Consider the following 25,245-nt stretch of genomic DNA (forward strand, 5'->3'; position numbering starts at 1 on the left):
TTCAAAACTCGATAAATCTGGATGGTACTTTTCTGGGGGTTCGAAACGCTATTCGCGAGATGAAACACGAAGGGGGAGCCATTGTGAACATCGCGTCGATCCTTGCGGATGTTGGCTTTTTTGGGGCAACCGGATATTGCGCCGGAAAGGCAGGAGTGAAAAATTTCACCAAGGCGGCCGCCCTTTATTGTGCGCAATATGGCTATAAAATTCGTATTAACGCGGTGATGCCGGGCTATATTGATACGCCAATGGTGCAAAACGCGCTGGAAAAACAGGGCAACCCAAACTACCTTGCCGAAAAGCTTAGAAAACTACACCCTGTTGGCCATTTTGGGGAACCAGAGGATATCGCTGCGGGTGTTCTTTTCTGTGCATCTGAAAAAGCAAAATTTATGACCGGAACGTCTATCCCGATCGATGGCGGATATCTGGCGCAATAGGGGATTTGGATGACGATCCGGCGGGCTATTCTGTTCCTGGCATTCGGGGAAACATTATTCTGGGCGGGGATCTATTATATCTTCCCAGCCTTGATTGTGCGTTGGGAAACTGATTTTGGATGGACAAAAGCCGAATTGACCGGGGCGCTCACGGCGTCGATTGTAAGCTCTGCGCTCATCGCCCCTTTTGCAGGGCGTCTGATTGATAAAGGCTACGGGCCGCATATCTTGGCTGGTGGAGGCTTTATGGGGGGCGTGTTTCTATTTTCTCTTTCCTTTATTGAGACCCTTCCTGCCTTTTACGGGATCTGGATCGTTCTTGGTATCTGTATGGGGTGTTGCCTGTATGATCCGTGTTTTTCTTTTCTGATCCGCACGCGCGGTGTCGAAGCAAAACGGGCGATCACACTGGTAACCCTGATTGCGGGGCTTGCTGGGACAGTTTCTTTTCCTGTGTCTCATTTGATTTCTGACTATGCAGGATGGCGCGTAGCAGCAACGTTTTTTGCGTTGCTGATTTGCGTTGTTGGCGTGCCACTAATGTGGTTTGGTGGTCAATATCTCAATCGCCACGCAGTTCCTCAAGACCAAGACGGGCCTACAACAGAAATACCACGGGAAGGCCAATACCGTTTTCTGCTGGGACCAACATTCTGGTTGCTCGCCGCAGGTTTTACGTTGTTGTATATGAACCATGTCGCGGTGATTAATCACCTGTTGCTTTTGTTAAAAGAACGTCAGTTTGAGACCAGTGTCGCCATTCTGGCCGCAACCTTTATCGGCCCGATGCAGGTATTGGGGCGCCTTGCCATGATGTTCGCCGAACGGCATGTTTCAAATCTGATCGTCACCTGTCTGTGTTTTTCCTTCGTTATTCTCGGAAATCTTGCCTTGATAGGAACAAGTCTTTCGCCGGCTTTTCTGATTGCCTTCATCATTCTGCAAGGAAGTGGGATCGGCGTGATGAGTATTATGAAGCCGATTATTACGCGTGAAATTCTCGGGGCCGAAAATTTTGGGCTAAAGGCCGGGGCTCAATCCGTCCCCTATATGATTGGATCAGCATTTGCCGGGCTAATTGCCTCGCTTATCTGGGCAGTAGGCGGATATACGCTTGTCCTGAAGGTGCTGATCTGTGCGCCGATTGTTGGACTTGTCTTATTCCTGTCGGCCTCCTTTCTGAAGGCCGCTAAACGGGGTTAGAGCGGTTTTGACGCCGTTGAGAATTTTGATACAGCGTTCCCAAGTTTTTCCGCGACCGTGATCGCGTCTGGCGGCGATCCATCTGAAAGGGTCGGGGCGCCTGCTTTGTCACCGCCCACAGCACGAATGATGTCTGGCATATGTTTTAACACTTCCGCTGGATATTGGGAGGTCAGGTCAGCAGCGATTTCGAGGTAACTTACCCTGCGCATCTGCGTCAACTCTGCCGCAAATGCGCGAATAAGGACAAAACCGATCGAAATGATGACGATGGTGACAAGAAAGGCGCGAAAGGTCGCAACAAAAAACAGGGATTCAGAGCTGCGTAAACGACTTTGCAGGCCTTTAAGTTGATTGTTGTAACTGATTTTGGCCTGATCATATTGTGTTTTTTGTTTCTGTAACTTTTCGATATGGGTCTCAAGGGCCGTGATGATCTGCTGGATGTTTTTCTCTGCTCTATTGTTCAGATTATCGGAACTTTTTCCCTCTGACACCCAATCGAGAAACGCATAAAGCGGTGTGTCTCTGTCTCCTTTTGGGAGTACTGAAATGTTGCCGTCCTGTTCGGTAAAGATCATCGCCGCCTCGATCCGGTTCGCGTAAGAGGCGTCGTTTCCCAGAATAACGGGTTTATATTCCATTCCCTCCCGCATAACCGGTGTAAGAGACGCTAAATCCACCGGATTGGTTCTGTAATTATCCGTTCCTACTTCCTGCTGTGCCATTGTGACGAGGGGTTGCCAAACGTGAAGGGATAATTCTTTCAGTGTTGCCGGTTTTTCTTGTGTGTCGTAATTGCTGTACCGGTAATCTGTTGAAAGGACCTTGTTTGACCGGCTTCCGCGACTGTCTGTTAAAATAACGCTTTTATTGGTTTCGATGCTGGTCACGGCGTGAACAATCGTCTGGTAGTTCTGAAAAGCGCTTTCGGCGGGGTCATATTTTAGAAACTTTTTTATCTGCTGAGTTGCGTCACTATAGGCAACCAGAAGGCTATCACTGTATTTCGCAAGGACCGTCGCACTGTCACTTTGCAGGGTCAGTCTATCCAGTTGTTTTTGGGCGGTTTTCTTTTCCTCTTCGCCTAACGGGGCGCTGGCGATAATTTCTTCCAAAGGGCTGATATACGAGACAATGAATGTGACGCCCAAGGTCCACAGCAAGAGCAAAGCGATGACAATGGATATTCGATTTGTTGATGTTTTTTTTATCGTTGCAAAGTCCGGCATTCGCTTCCCCCTCAATGAAGACGTACATTATAATTTAATAATTTTATGTGGGAAAGCCCACTTTTTGTGACGAAAGTTATAGAATTCCTGCCAACTTTGTCCTTAAGACAAAGAAGAGGTTGCATCCGATTTGCGGGTATGGTGAGACAGAAGGACTGGTACATTATAAAAAATGTCTTCTATCTCTTTCGGAATTTCACGGATCAGCGATTTCCAGTTTGTGAGGCCCCAATGCGTCAAAGTTCAAGTCTGTTTACGCCTGTTTTAATTGCGGGATGTTTTATCCTGATGACAGGTTTCGCCATTCGCGCCAGCTTTGGGGTATTTCAAATTCCAATCGCCGAGGAATTTGGTTGGTTACGATCAGAATTCTCATTAGCGATTGCAATACAAAATCTGGCATGGGGGGTCGGGCAACCAATATTTGGCGCTTTTGCGGAAAAATTTGGAGAACGGCGCGCCATTATTCTGGGGGCAGTTTTATATTCCGTTGGGTTGATAATGAGCAGTTATGCCGTTACCCCGGAAAGCCATCAACTTTTGGAAATCCTTGTTGGGTTTGGTATTGCCGGTACGGGGTTTGGCGTCATTCTGGCGATTGTCGGGCGGGCAGCGGCTGAAGAAAACAGATCGATGGCTCTGGGGATTGCCACTGCCGCTGGTTCGGCTGGGCAGATTATCGGACCGCCAGCTGCTGTTTTTCTGTTGGAATATATGAACTGGTCCTCCGTGTTTCTGGTATTTGCCGGGGTTATTCTTTTGGTCTTGTTTGCCCTTCCTTTCCTGCGCGCTGAACAGCCAATGGCGACCCGAGCAGAGCTGCACGAAAGTATGGGGGCGGTGTTAAAAAAGGCCTTTTATGACCCATCTTACTGTATGATTTTTCTGGGATTTTTCTCATGCGGTTTTCAGCTGGCTTTTGTTACAGCCCATTTTCCGGCGTATATTACAGAAGTCTGCGCCGCCATTGCTCCTGATAGTATGATGCGCAGTCTGGGGATCAGTTCGACCTCTGCCCTTGGCGCCTTTGCGATTGCCATCATTGGTGCCGCAAATGTAATCGGAACAGTTGTCGCCGGGGCATTGGGTAAGCATTTTGCGAAAAAATACCTTCTGGTCTGGATCTATGTTGGGCGCACAGTTGCCTCGGCCGCGTTTATTATTTACCCGATGACGCCAACAAGTGTTGTCCTGTTTTCGATTGTTATGGGGTCTTTGTGGCTGGCCACAGTGCCGTTGACGTCAGGATTGGTGGCGCATATCTATGGCCTTCGATATATGGGCACTCTTTATGGGATCGTTTTTTTCTCACACCAGCTCGGCTCCTTCATGGGCGTATGGCTCGGTGGGACATTGTATGATCAGTTTGGATCCTACGATGCAGTTTGGTGGGTTGGCGTCGGGGTGGGTGCCTTTTCAGCCATCATTCATCTTCCAGTGAAAGAGAAACCCATTCACGAAAGGGCGCTTGCACCGGCCTGATGCCGTGGCGGCGCAGCGCGTTGGTAGAATAAGGTTCGCATTCACGGAAATTCCCTGTAGTTTATGCCTGAAAGAGGGGGATTTCTGTGAGCATTCTACTGGCTAAAAGCGTTACGATTTATGATGGCCCTAACCTTTTTGCAAAGGGACCGGTGCTTAAATACGTGTTTGAGGTGGATGTCCGTTCGTTTCCGGACCCCGGTGATTTTGCGCAAAAGTTGTGTGAGGCAGGAAAAATCGATTTTCGGCCAGAAGCCAAGGATTTTCCCGATTTCCTGATATGTAGCGCCTTGGTCCAGATATCGGCAAAACTTATGAAGACGGTTTGCGGCCCAATCGCAGACGGATATGTTCAGCAGGAAGAAGATACCGGTTATTTTACCTGTTACGTCCCTTTTACAGTGAACGAAGTTTGCAGACGGGTGATGTTCCTGCTGTACGGCTTGTTTAATGAACTCACGCCCGATGAGTTTGAAGACAGTCTTGCCCAATTCGCCCAACGACTGGAGGCAATTCAGCAAGAAGCTTCTGTTTTGAACAAACGACTGTCTTTAGGTCGGCCCGTTATTGAATTCATTAAACTGGCCGAGCAAAGATCAATTCCCTGGCGAAAGGTATCGGCAAATCAGAAATTGGTATTTTTTGGATATGGCAGAAACCGAAAAATTTGTGACCGGTCTATCGTTCATCAGGAAAGTCATATTGCGGCGTCTGCTGCAAATAACAAAGAGCAAACTCAAAAATTAATGAGCCTTGCAGGTCTGCCCGTTGCGCCCCAGCAGGTTGTCAGATCTGAACAACAAGCCTTACAGGCGGCAAAACGAATTGGTCTTCCAGTTGCTGTAAAGCCTCTGTTTGGACTTCAAGGTTTTGGGATAACACCAAAAGCCAACAGCCTTGAGGAAGTGAAAGGCGCGTTTCATAGGGCGTCAAAATATCACCAGCATGTGCTGATTGAAGAGCATATTACGGGCGAAGATTACCGTTTTCATATTGTCGGTGGGCAGTTTGAATTATGTATTCGTCGGAACCGGGCAAATGTGACGGGGAATGGGCAGGATAGCATTCGTGTGCTTGTTGAGAAGGCCAATGAAGCTGACTGGCGTAAAGGGCCGGATGGTAAACTGATTTTTGGCATTCCCATTTCAGAAGACACCACCCGTAACCTTGAAAAACAGGAACTAAACTGGTCCACTATCCCCGATGATGGTCAAATCATTTATTTGCAACAAGTGCCTAACCTTAGTCAGGGAGGCAATTTTGACGATGTTACAGATCAGGTCCACCCGGATAATATCTCAATGGCGGAACGGGCTGCGGTTGCGATTGGGTTGCAGGTGGCAGGCGTTGATTTCCTGACCGAAGATATCACTAGACCTTATTGGGAAACGGAAGGTCGAATTTGTGAAGTCAATGTCATGCCTGCAATTTTCGACATTGAACGACCGGGGGATCAAAAATTACAGCAATTCAAACGGGTTTTTGAACTTATGTGGCCACAAGGGGATGATGCTCAGATCCCGATAGTTGCGATCTTATCCAACGGCACTTCCCGAGTTTCATATTGGTTGCAGGCTATTTTCGATTATCACGGCTTAACAGTGGGCCTTCAAAACGACGAAAACGCGTTTGTCGGGCCTAGCCCTCTTGTTGGTTTGGGTACACCGCCTGATGCGGCTAAGGCTATTCTCTGGAACCCGTCTGTCGATGTCGCTTTACTGCAAAATAGTGTGGATACGATTTATAATCATGGCTTGGGCTTTGAGCAGGCAGATTACTTAATTCTGGACGAAGGCATTGACCTTGCCAATGAACAAACGCAAGCCGCGGCTTCGTTACTCACCCGGGTCTGCAAAAAAGGCATTTTATATTCGGCAGATAAAGAAGCGGATGCTGAATGGACTGAAGCTCAGTCCGATCGGGAAAGGTTTGGCATTAATGGAAAGGCGGTTTCTCAGGATCACTTTAATCAGTTACCGGATGAAGAGAAACGTCCGTGTTTAATGGCCATACAATGTGCGTCACTATGTGGGATGGCCATTGGTAATGATTGCCTGATGCATCTTGTCTATTTGTCCAGGCAAGATGAACTGAATGCCTCAGAAAAAACAGCCGTGTAATCCTCGCCGACCAGCTTCTCTTTGGACCTTTTATCCGAAAGGGGTCTAGACAAATGCCGAGAAGGTAGATATCCGCGCGGCAAACTTCACTTTTCTGTAACTCTATATTCACATCACTGTCTGACGAACCCACCAATATAGCGCCATCGAAACTCAAGATGGATGGCATTATGTTGGCAATCAGTGTTACCGGGTTAAGCAAGTCTTTCCAACAAGATAAAAAAGCCTTGAATGGCGTTAATTTGTCTATTGAACAAGGGGAGATGGTGGCGCTAATCGGGGCTTCGGGGTCTGGTAAGTCAACTTTGCTGCGTCATATCGCAGGGCTGCTTAAGGGGGATCCGAATGGCGGTACGGTTGAGGTTCTAGGCAATGTAATGCAGCAGAACGGCAAGATTGCCCGCAATGCCCGAAGCAGTCGGTCAAGAATTGGCGTGGTATTTCAGCAATTCAATCTTGTGAGCCGCCTGACCGTTCTTTCAAATGTTCTCATCGGTTTACTTGGTCAAATACCAAGATGGCGCGGAACGCTTGCTTTATTTTCACGAGAGGAAAAGCAGCGAGCGATGGCTGCGCTGGAGCGGGTGGGTATCGCGGGTCATGCGACCAAGCGCGCGTCTAATCTCTCTGGTGGCCAGCAGCAACGCGCTGCTATCGCAAGAACCCTGACGCAGGGGGCAGAGTTGATCCTCGCAGATGAGCCGATTGCATCACTGGACCCTGCTTCATCTCGCAATGTTATGAAAACGTTGGAACGCATTAATAAAGAAGACAAAATCACTGTCGTTGTCAGTCTGCATCAGGTTGATTATGCGGTTCAGTATTGCCCGAGAACAATCGCCATGCGCGAGGGCGAAATCATCTTTGATGGCACGTCTGACAAATTGACTCCGGCCTTTCTTCGAGAGCTTTACGGAGACGAAAGCGATGAATTATTCGCTGAAAAACCATCAGAAAAACCAAAAACACCCTCAGCCAGAAAAGAAGAACTGCTTCTGGCCACGGGCTAATTCAAAACACAATATTTTAACCTAAATACGGAGACGACTAAAATGGTTCGCAAATTGCTGGTATCCGCCGCACTCGCCACAGGTCTGATGATGAGCCCTGCCGCGAAAGCAGAAGTATCGTTTAAACCGCTGGATAAGGATCCCGAAGAAATTGTTTTCGGCATCATTTCTACTGAATCCACGTCAAATCTTAAAAGCCAGTGGTTGCCTTTAATGGCAGATATGGAAGAAGCACTTGGCAAGAAGGTAAAGGCATTCTTTGCACCAGATTATGCCGGTGTTATTGAAGCCATGCGTTTTGGCAAGGTCCATGTCGCCTGGTATGGCAACAAATCCGGAATGGAAGCCGTTGATCGTTCTGGCGGAGAAGTCTTTGTCCAGACATCCAAGAAAGACGGATCTCAGGGATACTATTCTCACATCATAACGAACGTGAAAAACACCAATATCAATTCATTGGACGATATTCTCAACTGCGATAAATCCCTGAACTTCGGGATTGGCGATCCAAATTCAACATCCGGGTTTCTTGTTCCCAGTTATTATGTTTTTGCCCAGAATAATGTTGATCCAAAAAAATGTTTCAAAACTGTGCGCAATGCAAATCATGAAACAAATTTGATGGCGACGGCTAATAATCAGGTGGATGTAGCGGCTAACAATTCTGAACAGATTGGACGTTCGAAATTGAAGGCGCCTGCCGCAGCAGAGAAAGTTAAAGTGATTTGGACATCACCGCTTATTCCTTCAGATCCAATGGTTTACCGTAAAGACCTATCAAAAGAAATGAAGTCAAAAATTAAAGCCTTTTTCCTTGGTTACGGACGTTTGGGCGATGTGGCGGGTGCCCGCAAGGTTCTGGACGGTATCTCGGATGGCTTGGGCCTGTTCATGGAAAGCAATAACACGCAGCTTTATCCAATTCGTCAGCTGGCCTTGTTTAAAGACAAAATCAAGTTGGAGAAAAACCAGGACATCAAGGCGGCTGATAAGGCGGGCAAGATCGAGGCGATTGATAAAAAATTGGCTGAACTGGCAATTTTGGTATCCCACAAATAAGAAATGGCACGACCAACATGGACGCCTCACACAGTGTGGGGCGTCTTTTTTTTAACGACATTATGGTGTGACAAGATGACAATGGCAGCTAAACATAGCGATCACGGCATGGTTCAATTGCCGGCCAAAGATCTGAAACGATCTGTGATCAATACGATCTTTTGGGCAGCTTTCATGGGACTGCTGGTTCTGTCATGGGAAGGCGCGGATATGCGTCCGATGGAATTGATCCACAATTCCGAAAACATGATTGAGTTTGCCGCAGGTTTTTTCCCTCCGGATTTCCTTGAATGGAAATTATATGTCTCAGAAATGTGGATCACCATCCAGATTGCGATCTGGGGAACGGTTCTGTCGATTGTTTGTTCCATACCCCTTGGAATTTTATGCTCGGAAAATATCGTTCCTGCCTGGGTGTATCAACCCGTGCGCCGCATCATGGACTCGTTTCGAGCGATCAATGAAATGGTTTTCGCCATGCTATTTGTCGTGGCGGTAGGGCTTGGTCCTTTTGCTGGGGTTCTCGCGCTTTGGATTCACACAACGGGTATTCTGGCTAAGCTATACTCTGAAGCTGTAGAAGCAATTGACCCTCAGCCTGTCGAAGGTATTCGGGCGACCGGTGCGAACGGTCTTCAGGAAGTGATCTTTGGCGTTATTCCACAAGTCCTGCCGCTTTGGATTTCCTATTCGCTTTATCGGTTTGAATCCAACGTACGCTCTGCAACGGTGCTTGGAATTGTCGGGGCTGGCGGTATTGGGATGGTCCTGTGGGAATATATTCGAGGGTTTTATTATGCAGAAACCGCGGCGGTTATGATCATTGTTATCGTAAGTGTTAGCTTGCTGGATATTCTATCTCAGCGCCTCCGCAAATTGGTTACCTGATGATTGATAGACTAACAGACAATCAGAAGAAACTTGGCCCTTCACCGAGCCTTCATTCGACTGCGACAGTTCTGAATTCTGAACTGGGTTGCTGGACCGAAGTGGGGGAGCGGACGAAAATTACCGAAACGTCGATGGGGGATTATTCCTATGTGGTGAATGATAGCGACATCATTTACTCGAAAATCGGAAAATTTGTTAATATCGCCGCGCATGTCCGGATCAATCCGGGGCAACATCCGATGGACCGGGCATCGCTGCATCACTTCCAGTATCGGAGTGATATGTATGGGCTGGGCGAAGATGATCAGGGCTTTTTTGAAAGCCGCCGCTCTTTGCAAGTCGTGATTGATCATGACGTCTGGATCGGGCATGGTGTTACGGTACAGGGCGGGGTTCGAATTGGAACCGGGGCAATCATCGGGTCTGCGGCGGTTGTCACAAAGGACGTACCGCCCTATACCATTATTACAGGGGTTCCTGGAACCGTGATGCGCGAACGATTTTCTCAGGAAGTTAGGGATAGTCTTTTGCGTATTCAGTGGTGGCATTGGTCGCATGACCTGCTAAAGGCGCGCTTGTCAGATTTTCGGGAATTATCTGCGCAGGAATTCTGTTGCAAATTTGATGTCGAATAGGAGCCTCATGAACGGTTATAAGCGTTATGCCATATATTACGCCCCTAAGTTTGATACGCCGTTATCAGAGTTTGGCAATAGCTGGCTGGGTAGGGACCCTTTTACCGGGTTGATGATACCGCGCCCTCAAATCCCGGAATTGTCGTTTCAACAAATTCAGGATCTTACCCGGGCTCCAACACATTACGGCTTTCATGGGACGTTGAAGCCACCTTTTTTTGTAAAACCGGATGTTGACCAAAGGCATCTGGAAGAAGCCCTTATGGGGTTGGCAGAGCAATTATCCGCCGTTGAAGTGGGGCCGCTCACACTAAAGATCATTGGTGATTTTATGGCGCTTTGCCCAACGGGAGATCTGACGGCGCTGAACGTTTTGGCGGCCTCCTGTGTGAAAGAGCTGGACAATTTTCGGTTACCCCTCAGTCAGGAAGAATTGGAATACAGGCGGCGCAAAACCCTCTCTGATCGTCAGGAAGAAAACCTTCTTTCGTGGGGATATCCGTACATCCTGGACGATTTCCGGTTTCATTTGACGTTGACTGATATTCTTGATGAAAGCGAGAAAGAGCCGCTCGTGGAGATATTGGAGCGCGAGACAGAGGATTTGAGGCGGCCGCCCTTTATTCTGGACCAACTGTGCCTGTTTGGAGATCCGGGGAACGGATCTCCGTTTCGGTTGATCCGGCGGTTCAGCCTATCATAGCGCTGGCGTGGACAGCGGTTCTGAAATTAGACGGATAAAGGACTGAACAGCACTTTCAAGGGGACCGCTATTATCAATATGAACAATATTGTGCCCTGAGGGTTTATAGTGGCTGGCACGGTCAATCCGTTTTTCAATATCCTGATCCGTTTCACGACCTCTTGCCAATAGGCGTTGTCTCAGAATGTCTGGTTTGGCATTGATATAGGCGACTTTCACTGCTTTGAACTTTTCCTCAGCCTCTGCAATAACAGTGCGTGAAACGTTCACAATCACGGTGTTTCCGTTCGCGACATCCCTTAAAGTTGATACAGGAATTCCATAGTCAAGTCCGTGGGCGTGCCAGAACAAAGCGAATGTTTTGCGCGCTTTCATTTTAGCAAATTCCTCGGGCGTGACTGCTTTATGGTCTTCACCTGTTGCATCTTGCGGTCGGGTGATAATACGGCGCGGAAAAATATACTGGTCATCTTCAGCCAGATATTCTTTGGCAGTATCCAGCAAGGTGTCTTTGCCGACCCCACTGGGGCCGACAACAAGAATAAGGGTACCTGTCATTTAAGAGACTCTCGAACCTTCGCGCCACACACCGCGAATTATGGGATGATGAGGGGAGTGGTGGACGTGAATGAAGTCGGCTCGTTTTCCGATTTTGATTTCTCCGCGATCGTGCAGGCCAACACATTCGGCCGGTGATTTCGTGACGGTTCTTATGGCTTTGGGTAAGTCATATCCATGATCGTCAAATAACAACAACGCGCCATGCAAGAGACTGTGCGGTACATAGTCGCTTGAAATAATGTCCAGAAAGCCCTGTTTGGCAAGATCACCCGCAGCGATATTGCCCGAATGCGATCCGCCGCGAACAAGGTTCGGCCCTCCCATCATGACGCCGAGACCGGCGTCATGGGAAGCCTTCGCAGCTTCCAGCGTGGTCGGAAATTCAGCAACAGTCATACCATCGGATACCGCTTCTTTTACATGGGCTTCGGTTGCGTCATCATGACTTGCCAGCGCAAGATTGTTTTGTTTCGCGATCTCCACGGCGTACCGTCTGTGCTTGTCGCTATACAAAGACTGATCTTTACGTCGATCTTCTATGAAGGTTTTCATTTGGGCTTCGGTAAGGCCAAACTTTCCCTGATAATAGGTATAATAGGCGTCCAGACTGACAAATTGCCGTTGACCAGGAGTGTGATCCATTATGGAGAGCATCCTGACCAGTTCATGGGCTGCAAATTGATCCAACGCACTGATCATTCCGCAATAGCTGACTTCGCAGCGCAAATGAATGAGATGCTCAGCACGAAGGAGTTTCTTTTCCTTCGCCTGCGCAAGACTTTCAATGCTTGCCTGTAATCTGTTTATTCGTTCACTGCCGTCATTGACATCCCCAACCGCAATGGCATCGAACACAGTTGTGATACCGGCACTTGCAATTTGATTATCATGCGCGACGGTCGCCGCAATTGGGGGCCAGGCTGCTTTCGGGCGTGGTGTTAGATGTTTTTCCAGATTGTCCGTGTGGAGTTCAACCAGGCCCGGCATAAGGTAGTCGCCTTCCAAATCCACGGCCATCGGCAACTGACTGCCATTAAGGGCGATGTCTTGAATAACACCATCCCTTACACAGACGGATCCCGTTATCACTTCGTCAGCCAAAACGATCTTGGCATTTTTATATATCTGTTCATGCATTGATTTCAGTCCGGTGTTTGGTGACATCAAACGTACCTGTTGTTACGGCATCGCGGGCGGCCTGATCATGGAATATGCCCAAAATCGCTGACCCTTTTTGTTTGGCTTCTTCGATAAGTTCCAGAACAATCTGCCTGTTATTCGCATCCAGCGAGGCGGTTGGTTCATCAAGAAGCATGAGGGGGTAGTCGTATATAAAGCCGCGCGCAAGATTGACCCGTTGTTGTTCGCCCCCTGAAAATGTAAGGGGTGATAAGGACCATAGCCTTTGTGGTATATTCAGACGGGAAAGCAGTGTCTGTGCCTTTTCAAGCGCCAGACTTTTCGGAACGCCAATTGCTTGCAGAGGCTCTGACACAATTTCGAGTGTCGAAACCCGCGGAATAACGCGCAAAAACTGGCTGACATAACCCATGGTCATTTTACGGATTTCGATGATCTGGTGAGGGGACGCTTGGCGCAGATCAACCCATTCGCCTTTATGGTTGACCTTCAAGGTCCCGGAAGAACACAGATAATTTGCATAAATCATGCGCATAAAAGTGCTTTTACCTGCACCGGAGTTGCCTGTCAGGGCAATGCAATCCCCTTTGGATAATTGAAAATCAACATCCTTGAAGACCGGAATTGTTGTTCCGCCTTGAGTATGCAAAGTGAAGCTTTTCGACACTTTTTCGACGTGTAGAAGTTTAGTCATGGAGGTTTCTCATGTTTGCAGGATGGAGGATACAAGCAATTGTGTGTAGGCGTGCTGGGGATCATCCAGAACCTGATCTGTAAGGCCGTGTTCAATCACCCGGCCTTTTTGCATGACCATTAATCGGTTCGACAGGAGACGGGCGACCGCCAGATCATGCGTGACAAGGACAACAGACAAACCGAAGGTGCGAACCAGCCCGCGCAACAGATCCAGTAACCGCGCCTGAACAGATACATCCAATCCGCCGGTTGGCTCGTCCATAAAAACAAGGCGGGGGCCTGTCACAAGATTTCTGGCAATTTGCAAGCGTTGTTGCATGCCGCCGGAAAAGGTCGTTGGTAAATCATCCAGTCGTTCTGCCGATATTTCGACTTTTTCGAGCCAGGTTTCGGCGTTCTGACGAATATCACCATAATGCCGGTTTCCAATCGCCATCAGCCGTTCCCCGATATTGGCACCAGCACTCACATTCATCCGCAGGCCATCCCGGGCACTTTGATGAACAAAAGCCCAGTCGGTTCTCATCAGTAGGCGTCTTTCCGGTTCAATCATCCCATAAACGCTTTTCATGCCTTCCAGTCGGGTGTTGTAGGACACCGTTCCGCGGGTTGGCTTCTGATGGGCAGAAATACAGTTCAACAATGTTGATTTCCCGGAACCGGACTCACCAACAATCCCAAGAACTTCACCCGGCCAAAGTTTAAACGATATGTCCTCGCAACCAATGCGGTCGCCATACATCAATGTCAGATCCTGAACTTCAAGGAGTGTGTCATTTTGAGTCTTCATGCTGTCACCTTTATTGGCGCGCTGCCATTTTCTGATTGCGGGCCTGTATAACCGGCTGCCTGTCGTTCGTTACAGTGATCACTGTCTGAGCACACAAACATCCTGTTTCCGTTGTTATCGAGAATGACTTCATCAAGAAAAGTATCCGTTGCGCTGCAAAAACCGCATTTATCTTCCCAACTTTGTATGACAAATGGATGATCCTCAAAATCCAGGCTTTTCACTTTTGTATAAGGCGGGAGGGCATAAATTCTTTTCTCGCGTCCTGCCCCGAAAAGTTGAAGAGCTGGCATCATATCCATTTTCGGATTATCAAATTTTGGGATGGGGGACGGGTCCATCACATAGCGGTCGTTGATCAGGGTCGGATAGGCGTAGGTGGTGGCGATGTGACCGTGACGCGCAATGTCTTCATAGAGTTTCACATGCATAAGACCGTATTCTTCGAGAGCATGCATCTTGCGGGTTTCTGTTTCCCGAGGTTCAAGGAACCGCAATGGTTCTGGAATGGGAACCTGATAGATCAGGATTTGGTTTTCCTTTAACGGATGCTCCGGGATGCGGTGGCGCGTCTGAATAAGGGAAGCCTCTGACGTTTTGGTGGTCGTCGGGACCCCAGCTGTACGGGCAAAGAATTTGCGAATACTGACAGCATTTGTCGTATCGTCAGAGCCCTGATCAATCACTTTCAGGACATCGTCGGGCCCGATAACGGCTGCCGTGACCTGCACGCCACCTGTTCCCCAACCGTATGGCATAGGCATTTCACGTCCGGCAAAGGGGACTTGATAGCCCGGTATGGCGACCGCTTTAAGCAACGCACGCCGGATCATGCGCTTGGTTTGCTCGTCAAGGTAAGCAAAATTATAGTCAGCTGATTTAATATTTGTAGTAGACACTTTATTACTCCGCTGCCGCCATTGCGCCTGATTGTTCAATTTCGCGGCGCATTTTTCGGACAAGTTCAAGTTCAGACTGAAAATCGACGTAATGTGGCAATTTGATATGCTCAACGAAGCCTGTGGCCTCGACATTGTCACTGTGGGCGAGAACGAATTCTTCATCCTGCGCTGGGGCGACGACCTCTTCCCCCAGTTCTTTGGCGCGTAAAGCCCTGTCAACAAGCGCCATCGCAATCGCTTTGCGCTCATTTTGTCCGAAGGTCAGTCCATATCCGCGTGTGAATTGAGGGGGAGCCGTTTTCGAGCCGGCGAACTGATTGACATTTTCGCATTCGGTCACGTCGATTTCACCAATTTCCAACGGAAAACCGAGTTCCTCCGGTTCAATTTCCACTGCGAGTGTTCCGACCCGTATCTCGCCCACAAAGGCATGATTACGGGAGTATCCCCGTTGCGTTGAATATCCCAATGAAAGAAGAAACCCTTCGTCTGCACGCGCAAGGTTCTGAAGCCTGACATCCCGCTCAACCGGAAAATTCATCGGATCGCGGGTCAAATCACCAACGGCTGTCTCTGCCTCGTTTCGGTCACGGGTTTCCGGCTGGATTAATCCTTCACGATTGAGCAAATCATCCAGTACTCGGGGCATATTATCGTCCAGCGGTTCTTCGGATTTGTCGGCTTCGAGAGTGGTTTCTCCATTTGCGGTCAGCGTGAAATCAAGAAGCCGGTGCGTGTAATCGAATGTGGGCCCTAGAACCTGTCCGCCTGGTAAGTCCTTGTAAGTTGCTGAAATTCGCCGGCTGATATGCATCCGCCCGGTATCCAGAGGAGCCGAATAGCTGAAGCGTGGCAGTGTGGTGCGGTATGCCCGTATCAGGAAGATGGCTTCAATTAAATCGCCGCGGGCCTGCTTGATTGCAAGTGCAGCCAAATCAGGATCATATAACGAGCCTTCTGCCATGACTCGAGAGACGGACAGACTGAGTTGTTGCTCGATTTGCGAAACACCAAGCTCGGCAATTTGGGGATCGCCGCGGCGCTTTTCTGCTAAAAGTTTATGGGCGTTTTCGATTGCGCGTTCGCCGCCCTTTACAGCTACATACATTATTTCACCTCAATTTGTGTGGACCGGGGAAGGGCTGCGAGGGATGTGTCAGATGCGAAAATTACATCTACGCCACAAGGGAATAACCGCTGGTTCGTCTGTGCCCATTGGATCAGTGCTTGAGGATGCGGATGAAGGGAAAGTTGATGCTTCGTCTGGATCCCTGGACCGCTTAGGGAGAGAGGGGTTGACCCGTTAAATCCGTCCACCATGACAATTAAGGTTGCCGAAAGATGAGGGTTTTCGGGGGTGCCTGTATTCAATGATTTTAAAAAGGATAAATCTGAAGAGGCATGGGTCACAGCGAAACTTGCCTCTGACGCCTGCTTGGTTAAAGGACATCCTGTATGAAACTGGAAGTGCTGTTCAATTTGTTGGTTACGAATGTCGGGGCTGAACCAAACCGGCGTGTCCATGTCAGCAAGCGCTAAAAGAACACCTGTCGCGGAACGATTTATGGGCGCAGGACATTCCAGATTTTCCGGGGCCGTTACAACAATCCCCGGTCGGGACAGTGCCTCCAATACGTCCCTGAAGATACGGTTGGATGAAAATGCCTTATTCTCCAGACCGGGCAGGGGGGCGGATACTGTATCAAAACCCATCAGTCTTCTCCTCTGACCATTGTGTAAAAATTCACTTTAGTTGCGGCGACTTTGGCGGAATGAATTTGCTTTTCGTTCTCGCGCGCTGCGTTTATTGGATCAAGATGCCGATCAATTGTGGGGTCGGATTGCAGCAGAGCGTCGAGCAGGGCCGCAAGTTCAGCGTGACGCCTGTCGCGACCCTTGACATATCCATGACCAATGACGCCTGTATTTAATTGAACGGAACAGCGGGCGACGGTCATTTCTCCAAGATTGAATTGCTGGCCTGTACCGCCAGCACGCCCCCGGACCATGACAAGGCCGATCTCTGGTTCCCGAAGAAAGCTGTAGGTCGTGCCTTCGCCAGTCTCGGCCCAGATGCTTTCCAGTTCGGAACATCTGCTTCGGGCAAGTGTTTCCATCCGGCTTTTGCGTCGTGACTGTTCAATCGTTAGTGACGTTCCCGACATGCTGATCCTTTCTAAAATAAATCGACAAATTCTAAATTTGTCTAGATGTCTATATGATTTCTTGTTATAGAGCCTGATATCGGTCTTTTAGAAGACAGCAGCATGAAACTTTTGTGACGGTCAGGAAAAAGCATGGAATGGGAAAAGGGATTGTCGATCTGGAAGCAGATTGAACGTCAGCTTATGCGTGATATCGCCCTTGAGCTTTTTAAACCCGGTGAGAAATTGCCGACCGAGATGGCTCTAGCTCGGCGGTTTAACGTAAACCGTCACACCGTCAGACAGGCAATGGCTGCGCTTGTTGAAACCAATATTGTTCGGGTGGAACAGGGGCGTGGAGCGTTCGTTCAGGAGCAGGTTCTGGACTATCCGCTTGGTAGCAGGACACGTTTCTCACAAATCATTTCCAGTCGTCATCGACTACCGGACAAGCGACTGATTTCTGATAAAATAATCAAAGCAACGCAACTGGTAGCCCGTCATTTGGAAATAAAGCCGGGAGATCCCGTTATCGAAATCATGTCTGTGAGTGAGGCGGATGGTGTCCCGCTTGCTGTGGGTCAAAGCCTGCTACCTGCCAGCCGGTTTGAGGGGATCGTTGAGATATTCAAAGAAACGAAATCGTTGACTGAAGCCTTTCGCGAATTCAACATTCATGATTATACGCGCAAAGTAACGAAAGTGAGTGCCCAGCTTCCCAATGGTAAAATAGCGGGTTTGTTAAAACAGCAGAAAAGCCGGCCTATTTTGGTGACTGAAAGTGTTGATGTTGATGAAAAAGGTACGCCCATAGAATACGGAAACACCAGTTTTACCAGTGACCGGGTTCAGTTGCTTGTTGAATGATGCGAGGTTAAGCCGGGCAAGTTTGTTCTTGACGATAAAATGGTCGCTAAGCAGTATGCATGGCATAAACCCAATTTAATTTTCTTTTAATCTGGAGACTTACGATGACAGTTAATCTGTCCGGCAAGGTAGCCTTGGTGACGGGCTCAACAAGCGGTATTGGTCTGGCAATGGCGAAAAAGTTCGCCCAAAACGGTGCCCATGTGGTCTTGAACGGTTTAGGCGACGAAGGCATGATCCAAGCTGCCAAGGACGAGGTTTCCGCAGTATCTTCGTGTGGTGTCAGTTATAACGGTGCCAATATGCTTGATGCGGACGCTATTCAACAGATGGTGTTGGATGTGCAGGCGGCGCACGGGTCGGTTGATATTCTGGTGAATAATGCGGGTATCCAGCATGTTTGCCCAATTGAAGATTTTCCGCCACAGAAGTGGGAAGACATTCTGGCGATTAACCTTTCCAGTGCATTTTACACCTCGGCAGCGGCCTTGCCCGGAATGCAAAGCCGCGATTATGGACGGATTATAAATATCGCTTCAGTCCATGGTTTGGTAGGCTCTGTTGAAAAGTCAGCGTATGTTGCGGCAAAGCACGGGATCATTGGGCTGACAAAAGTGACAGCCTTGGAAAATGCTGAGGCCAATATCACCTGCAATGCCATATGCCCTGGTTGGGTGCGGACACCTTTGGTGGAGAAGCAGATTATTGCGTTGGCTGAAAAAGAGCAGTTGGATATTGAGGCCGCAGCCAAAGCACTGTTGTTGGAGAAAGAGCCATCCTTGCGCTTTACGACCCCCGAAGAACTTGCGGAGGCTGCATTATTTCTGTGTGGTCCGGGGGGCGCAAATATGACAGGAACGTCTATTGTATTGGATGGCGGTTGGAGTGCGCGTTAGCAACGGGCGTTTTATGCAAAAAGAAAAGGCGGCCGTTGGCCGCCTTATTTTTTGTGATTAGCATTTACCGGCCGTTAGGCAGACTTGCGTTTTCTGCGCCATCCAACAAATGCCATCAGACCCAGGCCAGCCCCATACAATGGCAGCGCAGCGGGAAGCGGCACTGTTGAGAGCGGCGGACTACCAGTCACATCGAATGTCATGACATAGCCAACCGGCTCACCAGTATTTGTGCCAAAGGTTCCGTTTCCAAGCAGGATGTTGTAGACACCCTCTCCGAGGCTTAACGGAATCAAGGCCGAAGAAATCGGTGCGGTTGCGCCCGGAGGGGGGCTCGGAATGCCCATATCTGGCGCAACGGGAATATTGAAAATTTCCGGGTTTGTTCCGGATGTATAACTCATGGACCAATTTGGCGGTGGTGCTGAAAAGAGTGGATTGAACGGGTTAAGGTTTGTTCCAAAAACAATACGGGCACCTGTCAGGGTTTGACCCTCTGACAAACGGATAGTGAAGGCATCAGAAGAATCTACTGGTGTGTAAACAGAGCCCGTAAAGGTGTTGCTTGTTCCTGATGGCGTTCCGATCAAGTCGAAGACAGCAACATCGTTGCTCCCTCCAATCCCATCATAATCATTTCCGGGTGCGTTGCCAGCTTCGTTATATGCGCCTGTATAGGCAACAGGTACTAACGCCGCGTGTGCCATAAAGGATGCTGTCGAAAAAAACAGCACGCTTATTAGGAGTTTTAAATTCTGTAGTATCTTCATGTGCCCCTCGATCTATTAATATTTTTTGATATTAACAGGAGTTAATAAAATTTAAATAATTTAAAAAAAGTTTATTAACAGATCGGTACAACAAGTTGGGGCTATTTCTCTAGATGTGAGTCAATCAGGGCCTGTGCGGCTTGCTTGGCGGTCTCTGAATAAGTGCTGGCACCGTTAATATGAGCCAGGACCGTGGCCCCCTCTTTGAGAATCATCAGTTGACCTGCAAGGAGATCGGGGTCCTTCGCATTTGCGGCTTCTGCAAGGCTTCTTGTGTAGTTGAAAAGCAGTTTTTTATGCTCTCGCGCGATGCTTAAGATAGGGGTGCTTGCATCAGGATATTCCCCAGAGGCTTTTACGAACATGCAGCCGCTGAACTCGTCGCTGACAAACCATTCTCTTAGAACATCAAAAATGGCAATGAGTTGATCTTTCGGCGTTTTTGCTAGTTCTTCCACCCGCCTTACGAAATGATTTCGGAAGACTTCATCCCGTAGGCGCAATGTCGCCAAAATCAAATCTTCCTTGGTCCTGAAGTGTTTGTACATGGACGTTTTGGAAATCCCGGTTTCCTTTACCAGCGTGTCCATGCCTGTCTTGTGGTAGCCGTCCCGATAAAAAATAGTCAGGGCCTTTTGAACCAGTTCATCTCTTTTTGAAACGCGCATGTTGATCCTCGTGTACTGATTTGTACGTTTATATTTAGAGTATATGATATTTTTTTCAATCCTTATATTGTTGAAAAATAACGTTTTATCCAAATTTTGAGATTTTTTAAAAAGGGATTGTCAGAAAATTGCATTGACATAATGTACCGATCTGTACATATTAATGCCATGAGTTACAGTAAGTGCCATTAAAAATTGATGCGGTGACGGAGGCCGAATCTCTTTAAGGGCAAGAATCGCCGGAATTCGTGTTCAATTTTTACAAGAATGTAATGTCCTTACTGTTTGTGATTGAATATCGGGATGTTCGATTGATCTACGCAAAAGAGTTCGCCGTTTCTCCTGATTTAAATCGGAAAAGTTGTTTCCCGCTGGTCGTCTGTAAATGTGTGGACCGTTCTTTTGGTCCATTGATGCGAAGAGTTTTGTGTTGTTCAGGTGAGTTGATGAAAAACCATTATTGAATACTGAAAATGGATCCGTTTGAGAATGAGGTCAGATACAAACGGATCAACGAATGAAGGGACAGAGTATGAAAAGCCGAAGCATGAATCCCCAATGTCATGAGGTGAATCTGGTCACGGCCAGACTTTACAGGCTCAATACTCTTTCCTTCTGGAAGGGGGTCAATTGGCTGAAGTTCCCCTCAACCTACGCCAACCCCTTCCAATTCCAATCGATAAAATTAACCTCTGTATTTTCTGGAGATAAGAAGTGACGAATTCAATTAAAATCCATGGTTTCCCCCTATCCGGTCATTCCCATAGAGTGGAGCTGTTCGCAAATCTTGCCAACATTTCCTATGAAGCGATTGTGGTTGATCTGCCGAACGGGGCCCACAAGAAAGAGCCTTTTCTTTCCTTAAATCCTTTCGGACAGGTTCCGGTTATCGAAGACGGGGATATTGTCCTGTCTGATTCAAATGCCATTCTTGTATACCTTGCCAAAAAATACGCACCAAACTGGCTTCCCGAAGACCCAGAAGGTGCTGCAGCGGTTCAGCGCTTTCTATCTCTGGCGGCTGGTCAAATCAGTTACGGCCCTGCATCAGCACGGCTGATCACTGTCTTTGGCGCTGGCTTGGATGCCGGACGGGCACAAGCTGTCGCAAGTTGGGCTTTTGACCGTCTTGAAGCTCATTTGGAGGGGCGGAGCTGGCTCGCAGCGGATGAACCAACGATCGCTGATGTTGCCGTTTACACCTATACGGCACACGCCCCGGAAGGAAATGTTGATATTAGCGGTTATCCGAATATCCGCGCTTGGCTATCCCGTGTTGAAGGGCTTCCTGGGTTCGTTGGAATGAAAAAGACCAAGGTTGGTCTGGCTGCTTAAGAAATTCGTGTGAATTGACGGAGAACGTTATGCAGGATACTGGTTGGACTGCGACTGATACACCTTTTCACAAAGGTGAAATTGAAGCGCAACGCAAAGTGGGCGTAGCCGAGCAAATGCGTCGTTTTGCCCGGCGTGTTATTCGCCCGTATTTGCCTGATCAGCACCGCGATTTTTTCCGTCAGTTGCCGATTGTTTATGTCGGTCATGTTGATGCTCACGGATGGCCATGGGCGACAGCCCTGGTCGGAGAGGCCGGGTTTTTGCAAAGTGATACCTCTGCCGCACTTAAGGTAAATGCCCGGCCGCATCCTCTCGATCCATTATCTGAAAATCTGCAGGTAAGAACTCGGCTCGGTTTGCTGGGCCTTGAAATGCATACAAGACGGCGTAATCGACTGAACGCTACTGTCGATACTGTTGATTTGGACGGGTTTTTGTTGACGGTTGATCAGTCCTTTGGGAATTGTCCGCAATATATTCATACCCGAGAACTTTCCTATGAGAAGCCGTCCGGCTCCGCTCCGGACAGCAGTCAGAGACGTGTTTTTTATGAATTTGATGGTCTGGTCAAAATGCTGATTGAAGAGGCTGATACCTTCTTTGTATCGAGCAGTGCTTCTGATGACGTTGCGGATGCAACGGGCGGTGTTGATATGTCACATCGCGGGGGGCGACCCGGCTTTGTGAAAATAGACGGCACGCGTCTTTTTGTTCCTGATTTTGTCGGGAATTTTCATTTCAATACAATCGGAAATTTTCTGTTGAACCCCAAGGCGGGCCTTTTGTTCGTTGATTTTCAAACTGGTGATATGGTCCAATTGACAGGCACGGTCGAGGTTCGTTGGGATAATGAAGGGTTTGAGCATTTCCAGGGCGCCGAACGCGGTTGGGTGTTTACGTTGGAAAAAGGAATTATTCTGAAGGGCGTACTTCCTGTTCGTTGGTCGGGTGGTGTGGCTTCTTTAAATTCTAACCTGACAGGTACCTGGCAGGATGCGGCTTCGGTCGAACGATTATCCGCTCGTAAAAATGAATGGCGGGACTACAAGATTTTACAATGTGTGGATGAAAGTTCGGTTATTCGATCATTTTATCTATCTCCTCAAGACGGGGAGGCGGTCCCACATTTTAATGCCGGACAGTTTCTGCCGGTTAAAGTCCCGGTGGAAGAGGGGCAGCCCCTTATTCGCACCTATACTGTTTCTTCTTCGCCGTTGGATAAAGTAATTCGGATTTCCGTTAAAAAGGAACAGGGTGCGTCGCGTTATATGCACAATAATTTGCAACCGGGGGACACGCTGGCTGTGCGAATGCCGCGGGGGTCGTTTTCATTGGATACGTCCGAGCGCAAACCCGCGATATTATTGTCGGCGGGCGTGGGTATCACCCCCATGGTATCTATGATGCGGGCCGCATTGCAGGATGGTTTCCGAACGCGCGCCTTACGCCCGGTAACCCTGATCCATTCTTCGAGAAATAGCCGCGAACGAGGCTTTTTTGATGAAATTCAGGATCTGGTGAAGAGTGCGGATGGCAGCCTTCAATATGTGTCCTTATTGCAAGAGGTTACAGCGCAAGAAGAGCCGGGCATCCACTATCATGAACAAGGATATATAACCCAGGAACTTTTGCAGGACGTTCTTCCGGGTGAGGGGGCAGAATTCTTTCTATGTGGCCCTGATCGTTTTATGCAATCAGTGTATGATTTGCTTGTTCAGATGGGTATAAAAGATGAAGACATAAAGGCAGAAGCCTTTGGCCCGGCGGCAATCAAACGAAATGTTGAGGTGAAAAGCGAACCTGCAGCGGCTGAAGAGGCGCTTGTCCGGTTTCAGCATTCTGGCGGAGAAACCGCACATGTTTGGCAGAAAAAAGATGGCACCCTTCTAGAGTTTGCTGAACAGCATGGTTTTGCGCCAGATTTCAGCTGCCGAAATGGTGTTTGTGGTACCTGTGCCGTTCCCATGGCATCGGGATCTGTCGTATATGGCCCGCAACCAGATGCTGTTCCAGACGACGGACAGGTTTTGTTATGCTGTTCCCGCCCGGCCATCGGAACCGATGACGTTACTGTTAAGATCTGATTGACACACTTCGTCCGTTTTGAAACACTTGCTCTAATTGAAGCGAGGGTCCTGTGGTACGTCCAATAGAATTTGAAGAAACGAAGGTTTTAGCAGGTGCAATGCGGTGTTTCTGGAAACAGGGATATGCGGCGACCAGTATGAGGGACCTTGAGAAGGTGACGGGCTTAAGCACAGGCAGCATCTATAATAGTTTTGGCAATAAAGATGGCTTGTTTGTTCGCGCACTGGACCATTATGTGGAAACGATTATCGATCGGCGCATCGAGGTTTTTCTGAACCAGGATAATGCCAAAACAGGCATACTTGATTTTTTCAAAGATTGTTTGGATAAGCCTGACAGTGTGCGGGAATTGGGGTGTCTTCTGGTGAATACCAGCGTTGAAAACCATCTGCATTCTCAAAATGTGCGTGAAAAAATGAAACAAGCGCACAAAAAAGTAAAGAGAGCCCTGCAGGATACCGTTGTGCGCGGGATTGAAAATAAACAGATTTTCGCAAGTAGGGCTCCCGATCAAGTGGCCCAGCATTTGGTGATGCTGCTATCAGGTATACTGGTCAGGTTGCGGTATGACCATGAAACGGACTGGCATAAGGGTACACTGGAGTTGGTATTAAATATACTAAACGACTAAAATCAATAAGAAAATTTTTTGCCGTTTTTTTGAACGGTTACTTTAAAATGGAGGATGTTATGCACGCGCTCAGGACGCCAGACAGTTGTTTTGATAATCTAACCGGCTATTCATACAAGCCGCACTACCTGATGATTGATGATACTGAAGGCGGACAGCTAAGACTGCATTATGTGGACGAGGGCGCACCGGATGGGGACGTAATCCTTCTTATGCATGGTGAGCCGTCATGGTCCTATCTTTACCGGACAATGATCCCCGTGTTTGTCAGCGCAGGGTATCGGGTGATTGCTCCTGACCTCATCGGGTTTGGTCGGTCTGATAAGCCGGCCGACCGCAAGGATTACACCTATGCGCGCCATGTCGCATGGATGCTTGACGCTTTTGATCAGCTGGCGATCTCGGACGTTACCCTGTTCTGTCAGGACTGGGGCGGTTTGATAGGTCTGCGTTTGGTAGCGGCACGGCCGGATAAATTTGCGCGCGTTGTTGCTGGAAATACGTTTTTGCCTACCGGCGATCAAAAACCATCTGAAGCCTTTTTCAAATGGCAGGAATTTTCACAAACAGTACCTGAATTTCCAGCAGGGGGAATTATCAAGGGTGCGACAGTTTCTGATCTTTCTGAGGATGTTGTCGCCGGGTATAACGCCCCTTATCCTGAGGAGCGGTATAAGGAAGGGGCGCGTCAATTTCCTTTATTGGTCCCATCGTCTCCGGACAATCCGGAATCTCAGGCAAATCGCGATGCCTGGGACGTGCTGAAAGGGTGGGGTAAGCCCTTTTTGACAACCTTCAGTGATCAGGATCCGATCACGCGAGGTGGGGATCGCGTTTTACAGAAGCTGATCCCCGGCGCCGCAGGACAGGATCATGTCACCATTCAAAAGGGCGGACATTTTCTGCAGGAAGATCAAGGGCCTGAAATTGCCAATGTCATGATCCGTTTTATGCAGAAAAACCCAATTTAGAGAGT

General features: G+C 48.5%; 26 protein-coding genes. 15 read left to right on the forward strand and 11 right to left on the reverse strand.

Annotated elements, in window-relative coordinates:
- Together ACJAYR_RS13630 and ACJAYR_RS13635 are read left to right on the forward strand one after the other, a co-directional pair.
- The coding region (locus ACJAYR_RS13630) for an SDR family oxidoreductase (RefSeq protein ID WP_415237116.1) at window positions 1-443 on the forward strand (443 nt) is incomplete at its 5' end.
- Window positions 444-452: 9 nt separating this feature from the next.
- Window positions 453-1,646, forward strand: coding sequence for an MFS transporter (locus ACJAYR_RS13635; RefSeq protein ID WP_415237117.1), 1,194 nt, complete (start codon window positions 453-455; stop codon window positions 1,644-1,646).
- On the opposite strand, the gene ACJAYR_RS13640 is transcribed toward ACJAYR_RS13635, so the two are convergent.
- On the reverse strand, window positions 1,643-2,878 hold the full coding sequence (locus tag ACJAYR_RS13640) for a hypothetical protein (RefSeq protein ID WP_415237118.1): 1,236 nt from the start codon (window positions 2,876-2,878) through the stop codon (window positions 1,643-1,645). The genes ACJAYR_RS13635 and ACJAYR_RS13640 overlap by 4 nt on opposite strands.
- Before the next feature lie 231 nt (window positions 2,879-3,109).
- Between ACJAYR_RS13640 and ACJAYR_RS13645 the strand changes: the two genes are divergently transcribed.
- The 7 genes from ACJAYR_RS13645 (at window position 3,110) to ACJAYR_RS13675 (ending at window position 10,778) form a co-directional block, all read left to right on the forward strand.
- Window positions 3,110-4,360 carry an MFS transporter gene (locus ACJAYR_RS13645; protein ID WP_415237119.1) on the forward strand — a complete coding sequence of 417 codons (1,251 nt, stop codon included), beginning with the start codon at window positions 3,110-3,112 and terminating at the stop codon, window positions 4,358-4,360.
- Window positions 4,361-4,446: 86 nt separating this feature from the next.
- Window positions 4,447-6,480 carry a hypothetical protein gene (locus ACJAYR_RS13650; RefSeq protein ID WP_415237120.1) on the forward strand — a complete coding sequence of 678 codons (2,034 nt, stop codon included), beginning with the start codon at window positions 4,447-4,449 and terminating at the stop codon, window positions 6,478-6,480.
- Window positions 6,481-6,650: 170 nt separating this feature from the next.
- Window positions 6,651-7,490 carry a phosphonate ABC transporter ATP-binding protein gene (phnC, locus tag ACJAYR_RS13655; RefSeq protein ID WP_415237121.1) on the forward strand — a complete coding sequence of 280 codons (840 nt, stop codon included), beginning with the start codon at window positions 6,651-6,653 and terminating at the stop codon, window positions 7,488-7,490.
- A gap of 42 nt (window positions 7,491-7,532) precedes the next feature.
- The gene (gene phnD, locus ACJAYR_RS13660) at window positions 7,533-8,549 is read left to right on the forward strand and encodes a phosphonate ABC transporter substrate-binding protein (protein ID WP_415237122.1); all 1,017 of its coding nucleotides are present in this window, start codon (window positions 7,533-7,535) and stop codon (window positions 8,547-8,549) included.
- 75 nt (window positions 8,550-8,624) lie between these two features.
- On the forward strand, window positions 8,625-9,437 hold the full coding sequence (phnE, locus tag ACJAYR_RS13665; RefSeq protein ID WP_415237123.1) for a phosphonate ABC transporter, permease protein PhnE: 813 nt from the start codon (window positions 8,625-8,627) through the stop codon (window positions 9,435-9,437).
- Entirely contained in the window at window positions 9,437-10,075 is a 639-nt protein-coding gene (locus ACJAYR_RS13670) for a chloramphenicol acetyltransferase (protein ID WP_415237124.1), read from the forward strand. Before phnE ends, ACJAYR_RS13670 begins: the two co-directional genes overlap by 1 nt.
- 7 nt (window positions 10,076-10,082) lie before the next feature.
- On the forward strand, window positions 10,083-10,778 hold the full coding sequence (locus tag ACJAYR_RS13675) for a DUF1045 domain-containing protein (RefSeq protein WP_415237125.1): 696 nt from the start codon (window positions 10,083-10,085) through the stop codon (window positions 10,776-10,778).
- Here the strand turns inward: ACJAYR_RS13675 and phnN are convergent.
- The 8 genes from phnN to phnG are packed head-to-tail and all read right to left on the reverse strand — an operon-like array spanning window position 10,773 to window position 17,032.
- The gene (phnN, locus tag ACJAYR_RS13680) at window positions 10,773-11,336 is read right to left on the reverse strand and encodes a phosphonate metabolism protein/1,5-bisphosphokinase (PRPP-forming) PhnN (protein ID WP_415237126.1); all 564 of its coding nucleotides are present in this window, start codon (window positions 11,334-11,336) and stop codon (window positions 10,773-10,775) included. The genes ACJAYR_RS13675 and phnN overlap by 6 nt on opposite strands.
- Window positions 11,337-12,503, reverse strand: coding sequence for an alpha-D-ribose 1-methylphosphonate 5-triphosphate diphosphatase (locus ACJAYR_RS13685; RefSeq protein ID WP_415237127.1), 1,167 nt, complete (start codon window positions 12,501-12,503; stop codon window positions 11,337-11,339).
- Complete coding sequence (gene phnL / locus ACJAYR_RS13690) at window positions 12,469-13,173, reverse strand: phosphonate C-P lyase system protein PhnL (protein WP_415237128.1); 705 nt, start codon at window positions 13,171-13,173, stop codon at window positions 12,469-12,471. The genes ACJAYR_RS13685 and phnL overlap by 35 nt, the downstream gene beginning before the upstream one ends.
- 9 nt (window positions 13,174-13,182) lie before the next feature.
- Window positions 13,183-13,965, reverse strand: a complete 783-nt coding sequence (gene phnK, locus ACJAYR_RS13695; protein ID WP_415237129.1) for a phosphonate C-P lyase system protein PhnK — start codon at window positions 13,963-13,965, stop codon at window positions 13,183-13,185.
- Complete coding sequence (locus ACJAYR_RS13700) at window positions 13,962-14,864, reverse strand: alpha-D-ribose 1-methylphosphonate 5-phosphate C-P-lyase PhnJ (RefSeq protein ID WP_415237130.1); 903 nt, start codon at window positions 14,862-14,864, stop codon at window positions 13,962-13,964. Before ACJAYR_RS13700 ends, phnK begins: the two co-directional genes overlap by 4 nt.
- Window positions 14,865-14,868: 4 nt before the next feature.
- Complete coding sequence (locus ACJAYR_RS13705; protein WP_415237131.1) at window positions 14,869-15,975, reverse strand: carbon-phosphorus lyase complex subunit PhnI; 1,107 nt, start codon at window positions 15,973-15,975, stop codon at window positions 14,869-14,871.
- Window positions 15,975-16,580, reverse strand: a complete 606-nt coding sequence (gene phnH / locus ACJAYR_RS13710) for a phosphonate C-P lyase system protein PhnH (RefSeq protein WP_415237132.1) — start codon at window positions 16,578-16,580, stop codon at window positions 15,975-15,977. The genes ACJAYR_RS13705 and phnH overlap by 1 nt, the downstream gene beginning before the upstream one ends.
- On the reverse strand, window positions 16,580-17,032 hold the full coding sequence (gene phnG, locus ACJAYR_RS13715) for a phosphonate C-P lyase system protein PhnG (RefSeq protein WP_415237133.1): 453 nt from the start codon (window positions 17,030-17,032) through the stop codon (window positions 16,580-16,582). Before phnG ends, phnH begins: the two co-directional genes overlap by 1 nt.
- Before the next feature lie 132 nt (window positions 17,033-17,164).
- Here phnG and phnF point away from each other — a divergent pair, with 132 nt between their 5' ends.
- Complete coding sequence (gene phnF, locus ACJAYR_RS13720) at window positions 17,165-17,878, forward strand: phosphonate metabolism transcriptional regulator PhnF (protein WP_415237134.1); 714 nt, start codon at window positions 17,165-17,167, stop codon at window positions 17,876-17,878.
- Between the two features lie 104 nt (window positions 17,879-17,982).
- Complete coding sequence (locus ACJAYR_RS13725) at window positions 17,983-18,774, forward strand: 3-hydroxybutyrate dehydrogenase (protein ID WP_415237135.1); 792 nt, start codon at window positions 17,983-17,985, stop codon at window positions 18,772-18,774.
- Between the two features lie 74 nt (window positions 18,775-18,848).
- Here the strand turns inward: ACJAYR_RS13725 and ACJAYR_RS13730 are convergent, their stop codons facing one another.
- Complete coding sequence (locus ACJAYR_RS13730; protein WP_415237136.1) at window positions 18,849-19,544, reverse strand: hypothetical protein; 696 nt, start codon at window positions 19,542-19,544, stop codon at window positions 18,849-18,851.
- Window positions 19,545-19,645: 101 nt separating this feature from the next.
- Window positions 19,646-20,212, reverse strand: a complete 567-nt coding sequence (locus ACJAYR_RS13735; RefSeq protein WP_415237137.1) for a TetR/AcrR family transcriptional regulator — start codon at window positions 20,210-20,212, stop codon at window positions 19,646-19,648.
- Window positions 20,213-20,926: 714 nt separating this feature from the next.
- Here ACJAYR_RS13735 and ACJAYR_RS13740 point away from each other — a divergent pair.
- From ACJAYR_RS13740 to ACJAYR_RS13755, 4 genes are read left to right on the forward strand one after another with little or no spacing between them, the layout of a single operon-like run.
- Entirely contained in the window at window positions 20,927-21,547 is a 621-nt protein-coding gene (locus tag ACJAYR_RS13740; RefSeq protein ID WP_415237138.1) for a glutathione S-transferase family protein, read from the forward strand.
- A gap of 29 nt (window positions 21,548-21,576) precedes the next feature.
- Window positions 21,577-23,634: a pyridoxamine 5'-phosphate oxidase family protein gene (locus ACJAYR_RS13745; RefSeq protein ID WP_415237139.1), complete on the forward strand. Its 2,058-nt coding sequence runs from the start codon at window positions 21,577-21,579 to the stop codon at window positions 23,632-23,634.
- A gap of 53 nt (window positions 23,635-23,687) precedes the next feature.
- Window positions 23,688-24,269 (forward strand): TetR/AcrR family transcriptional regulator, encoded by a 582-nt coding sequence (locus ACJAYR_RS13750; RefSeq protein WP_415237140.1) that lies wholly within the window; start codon window positions 23,688-23,690, stop codon window positions 24,267-24,269.
- 59 nt (window positions 24,270-24,328) lie between these two features.
- Complete coding sequence (locus ACJAYR_RS13755) at window positions 24,329-25,240, forward strand: haloalkane dehalogenase (protein WP_415237141.1); 912 nt, start codon at window positions 24,329-24,331, stop codon at window positions 25,238-25,240.
- Window positions 25,241-25,245: the final 5 nt, after the last annotated feature.

Source organism: Sneathiella sp. (assembly GCF_047631475.1).
Taxonomy (GTDB): Bacteria; Pseudomonadota; Alphaproteobacteria; order Sneathiellales; family Sneathiellaceae; genus Sneathiella.

What these genes read in the sequence shown, in the direction of transcription:
- phnH (WP_415237132.1), bottom strand. Translation starts at nt 16,580, where the DNA reads ATGGGTTTTGATACAGTATCCGCCCCCCTGCCCGGTCTGGAGAATAAG.
- ACJAYR_RS13745 (WP_415237139.1), top strand. Translation starts at nt 21,577, where the DNA reads ATGCAGGATACTGGTTGGACTGCGACTGATACACCTTTTCACAAAGGT.
- phnD (WP_415237122.1), top strand. Translation starts at nt 7,533, where the DNA reads ATGGTTCGCAAATTGCTGGTATCCGCCGCACTCGCCACAGGTCTGATG.
- phnC (WP_415237121.1), top strand. Translation starts at nt 6,651, where the DNA reads ATGTTGGCAATCAGTGTTACCGGGTTAAGCAAGTCTTTCCAACAAGAT.
- phnG (WP_415237133.1), bottom strand. Translation starts at nt 17,032, where the DNA reads ATGTCGGGAACGTCACTAACGATTGAACAGTCACGACGCAAAAGCCGG.
- ACJAYR_RS13670 (WP_415237124.1), top strand. Translation starts at nt 9,437, where the DNA reads ATGATTGATAGACTAACAGACAATCAGAAGAAACTTGGCCCTTCACCG.
- ACJAYR_RS13675 (WP_415237125.1), top strand. Translation starts at nt 10,083, where the DNA reads ATGAACGGTTATAAGCGTTATGCCATATATTACGCCCCTAAGTTTGAT.
- phnK (WP_415237129.1), bottom strand. Translation starts at nt 13,965, where the DNA reads ATGAAGACTCAAAATGACACACTCCTTGAAGTTCAGGATCTGACATTG.
- phnL (WP_415237128.1), bottom strand. Translation starts at nt 13,173, where the DNA reads ATGACTAAACTTCTACACGTCGAAAAAGTGTCGAAAAGCTTCACTTTG.
- phnE (WP_415237123.1), top strand. Translation starts at nt 8,625, where the DNA reads ATGACAATGGCAGCTAAACATAGCGATCACGGCATGGTTCAATTGCCG.
- phnF (WP_415237134.1), top strand. Translation starts at nt 17,165, where the DNA reads ATGGAATGGGAAAAGGGATTGTCGATCTGGAAGCAGATTGAACGTCAG.
- ACJAYR_RS13705 (WP_415237131.1), bottom strand. Translation starts at nt 15,975, where the DNA reads ATGTATGTAGCTGTAAAGGGCGGCGAACGCGCAATCGAAAACGCCCAT.
- phnN (WP_415237126.1), bottom strand. Translation starts at nt 11,336, where the DNA reads ATGACAGGTACCCTTATTCTTGTTGTCGGCCCCAGTGGGGTCGGCAAA.
- ACJAYR_RS13685 (WP_415237127.1), bottom strand. Translation starts at nt 12,503, where the DNA reads ATGTCACCAAACACCGGACTGAAATCAATGCATGAACAGATATATAAA.
- ACJAYR_RS13645 (WP_415237119.1), top strand. Translation starts at nt 3,110, where the DNA reads ATGCGTCAAAGTTCAAGTCTGTTTACGCCTGTTTTAATTGCGGGATGT.
- ACJAYR_RS13755 (WP_415237141.1), top strand. Translation starts at nt 24,329, where the DNA reads ATGCACGCGCTCAGGACGCCAGACAGTTGTTTTGATAATCTAACCGGC.
- ACJAYR_RS13640 (WP_415237118.1), bottom strand. Translation starts at nt 2,878, where the DNA reads ATGCCGGACTTTGCAACGATAAAAAAAACATCAACAAATCGAATATCC.
- ACJAYR_RS13735 (WP_415237137.1), bottom strand. Translation starts at nt 20,212, where the DNA reads ATGCGCGTTTCAAAAAGAGATGAACTGGTTCAAAAGGCCCTGACTATT.
- ACJAYR_RS13635 (WP_415237117.1), top strand. Translation starts at nt 453, where the DNA reads ATGACGATCCGGCGGGCTATTCTGTTCCTGGCATTCGGGGAAACATTA.
- ACJAYR_RS13725 (WP_415237135.1), top strand. Translation starts at nt 17,983, where the DNA reads ATGACAGTTAATCTGTCCGGCAAGGTAGCCTTGGTGACGGGCTCAACA.
- ACJAYR_RS13730 (WP_415237136.1), bottom strand. Translation starts at nt 19,544, where the DNA reads ATGAAGATACTACAGAATTTAAAACTCCTAATAAGCGTGCTGTTTTTT.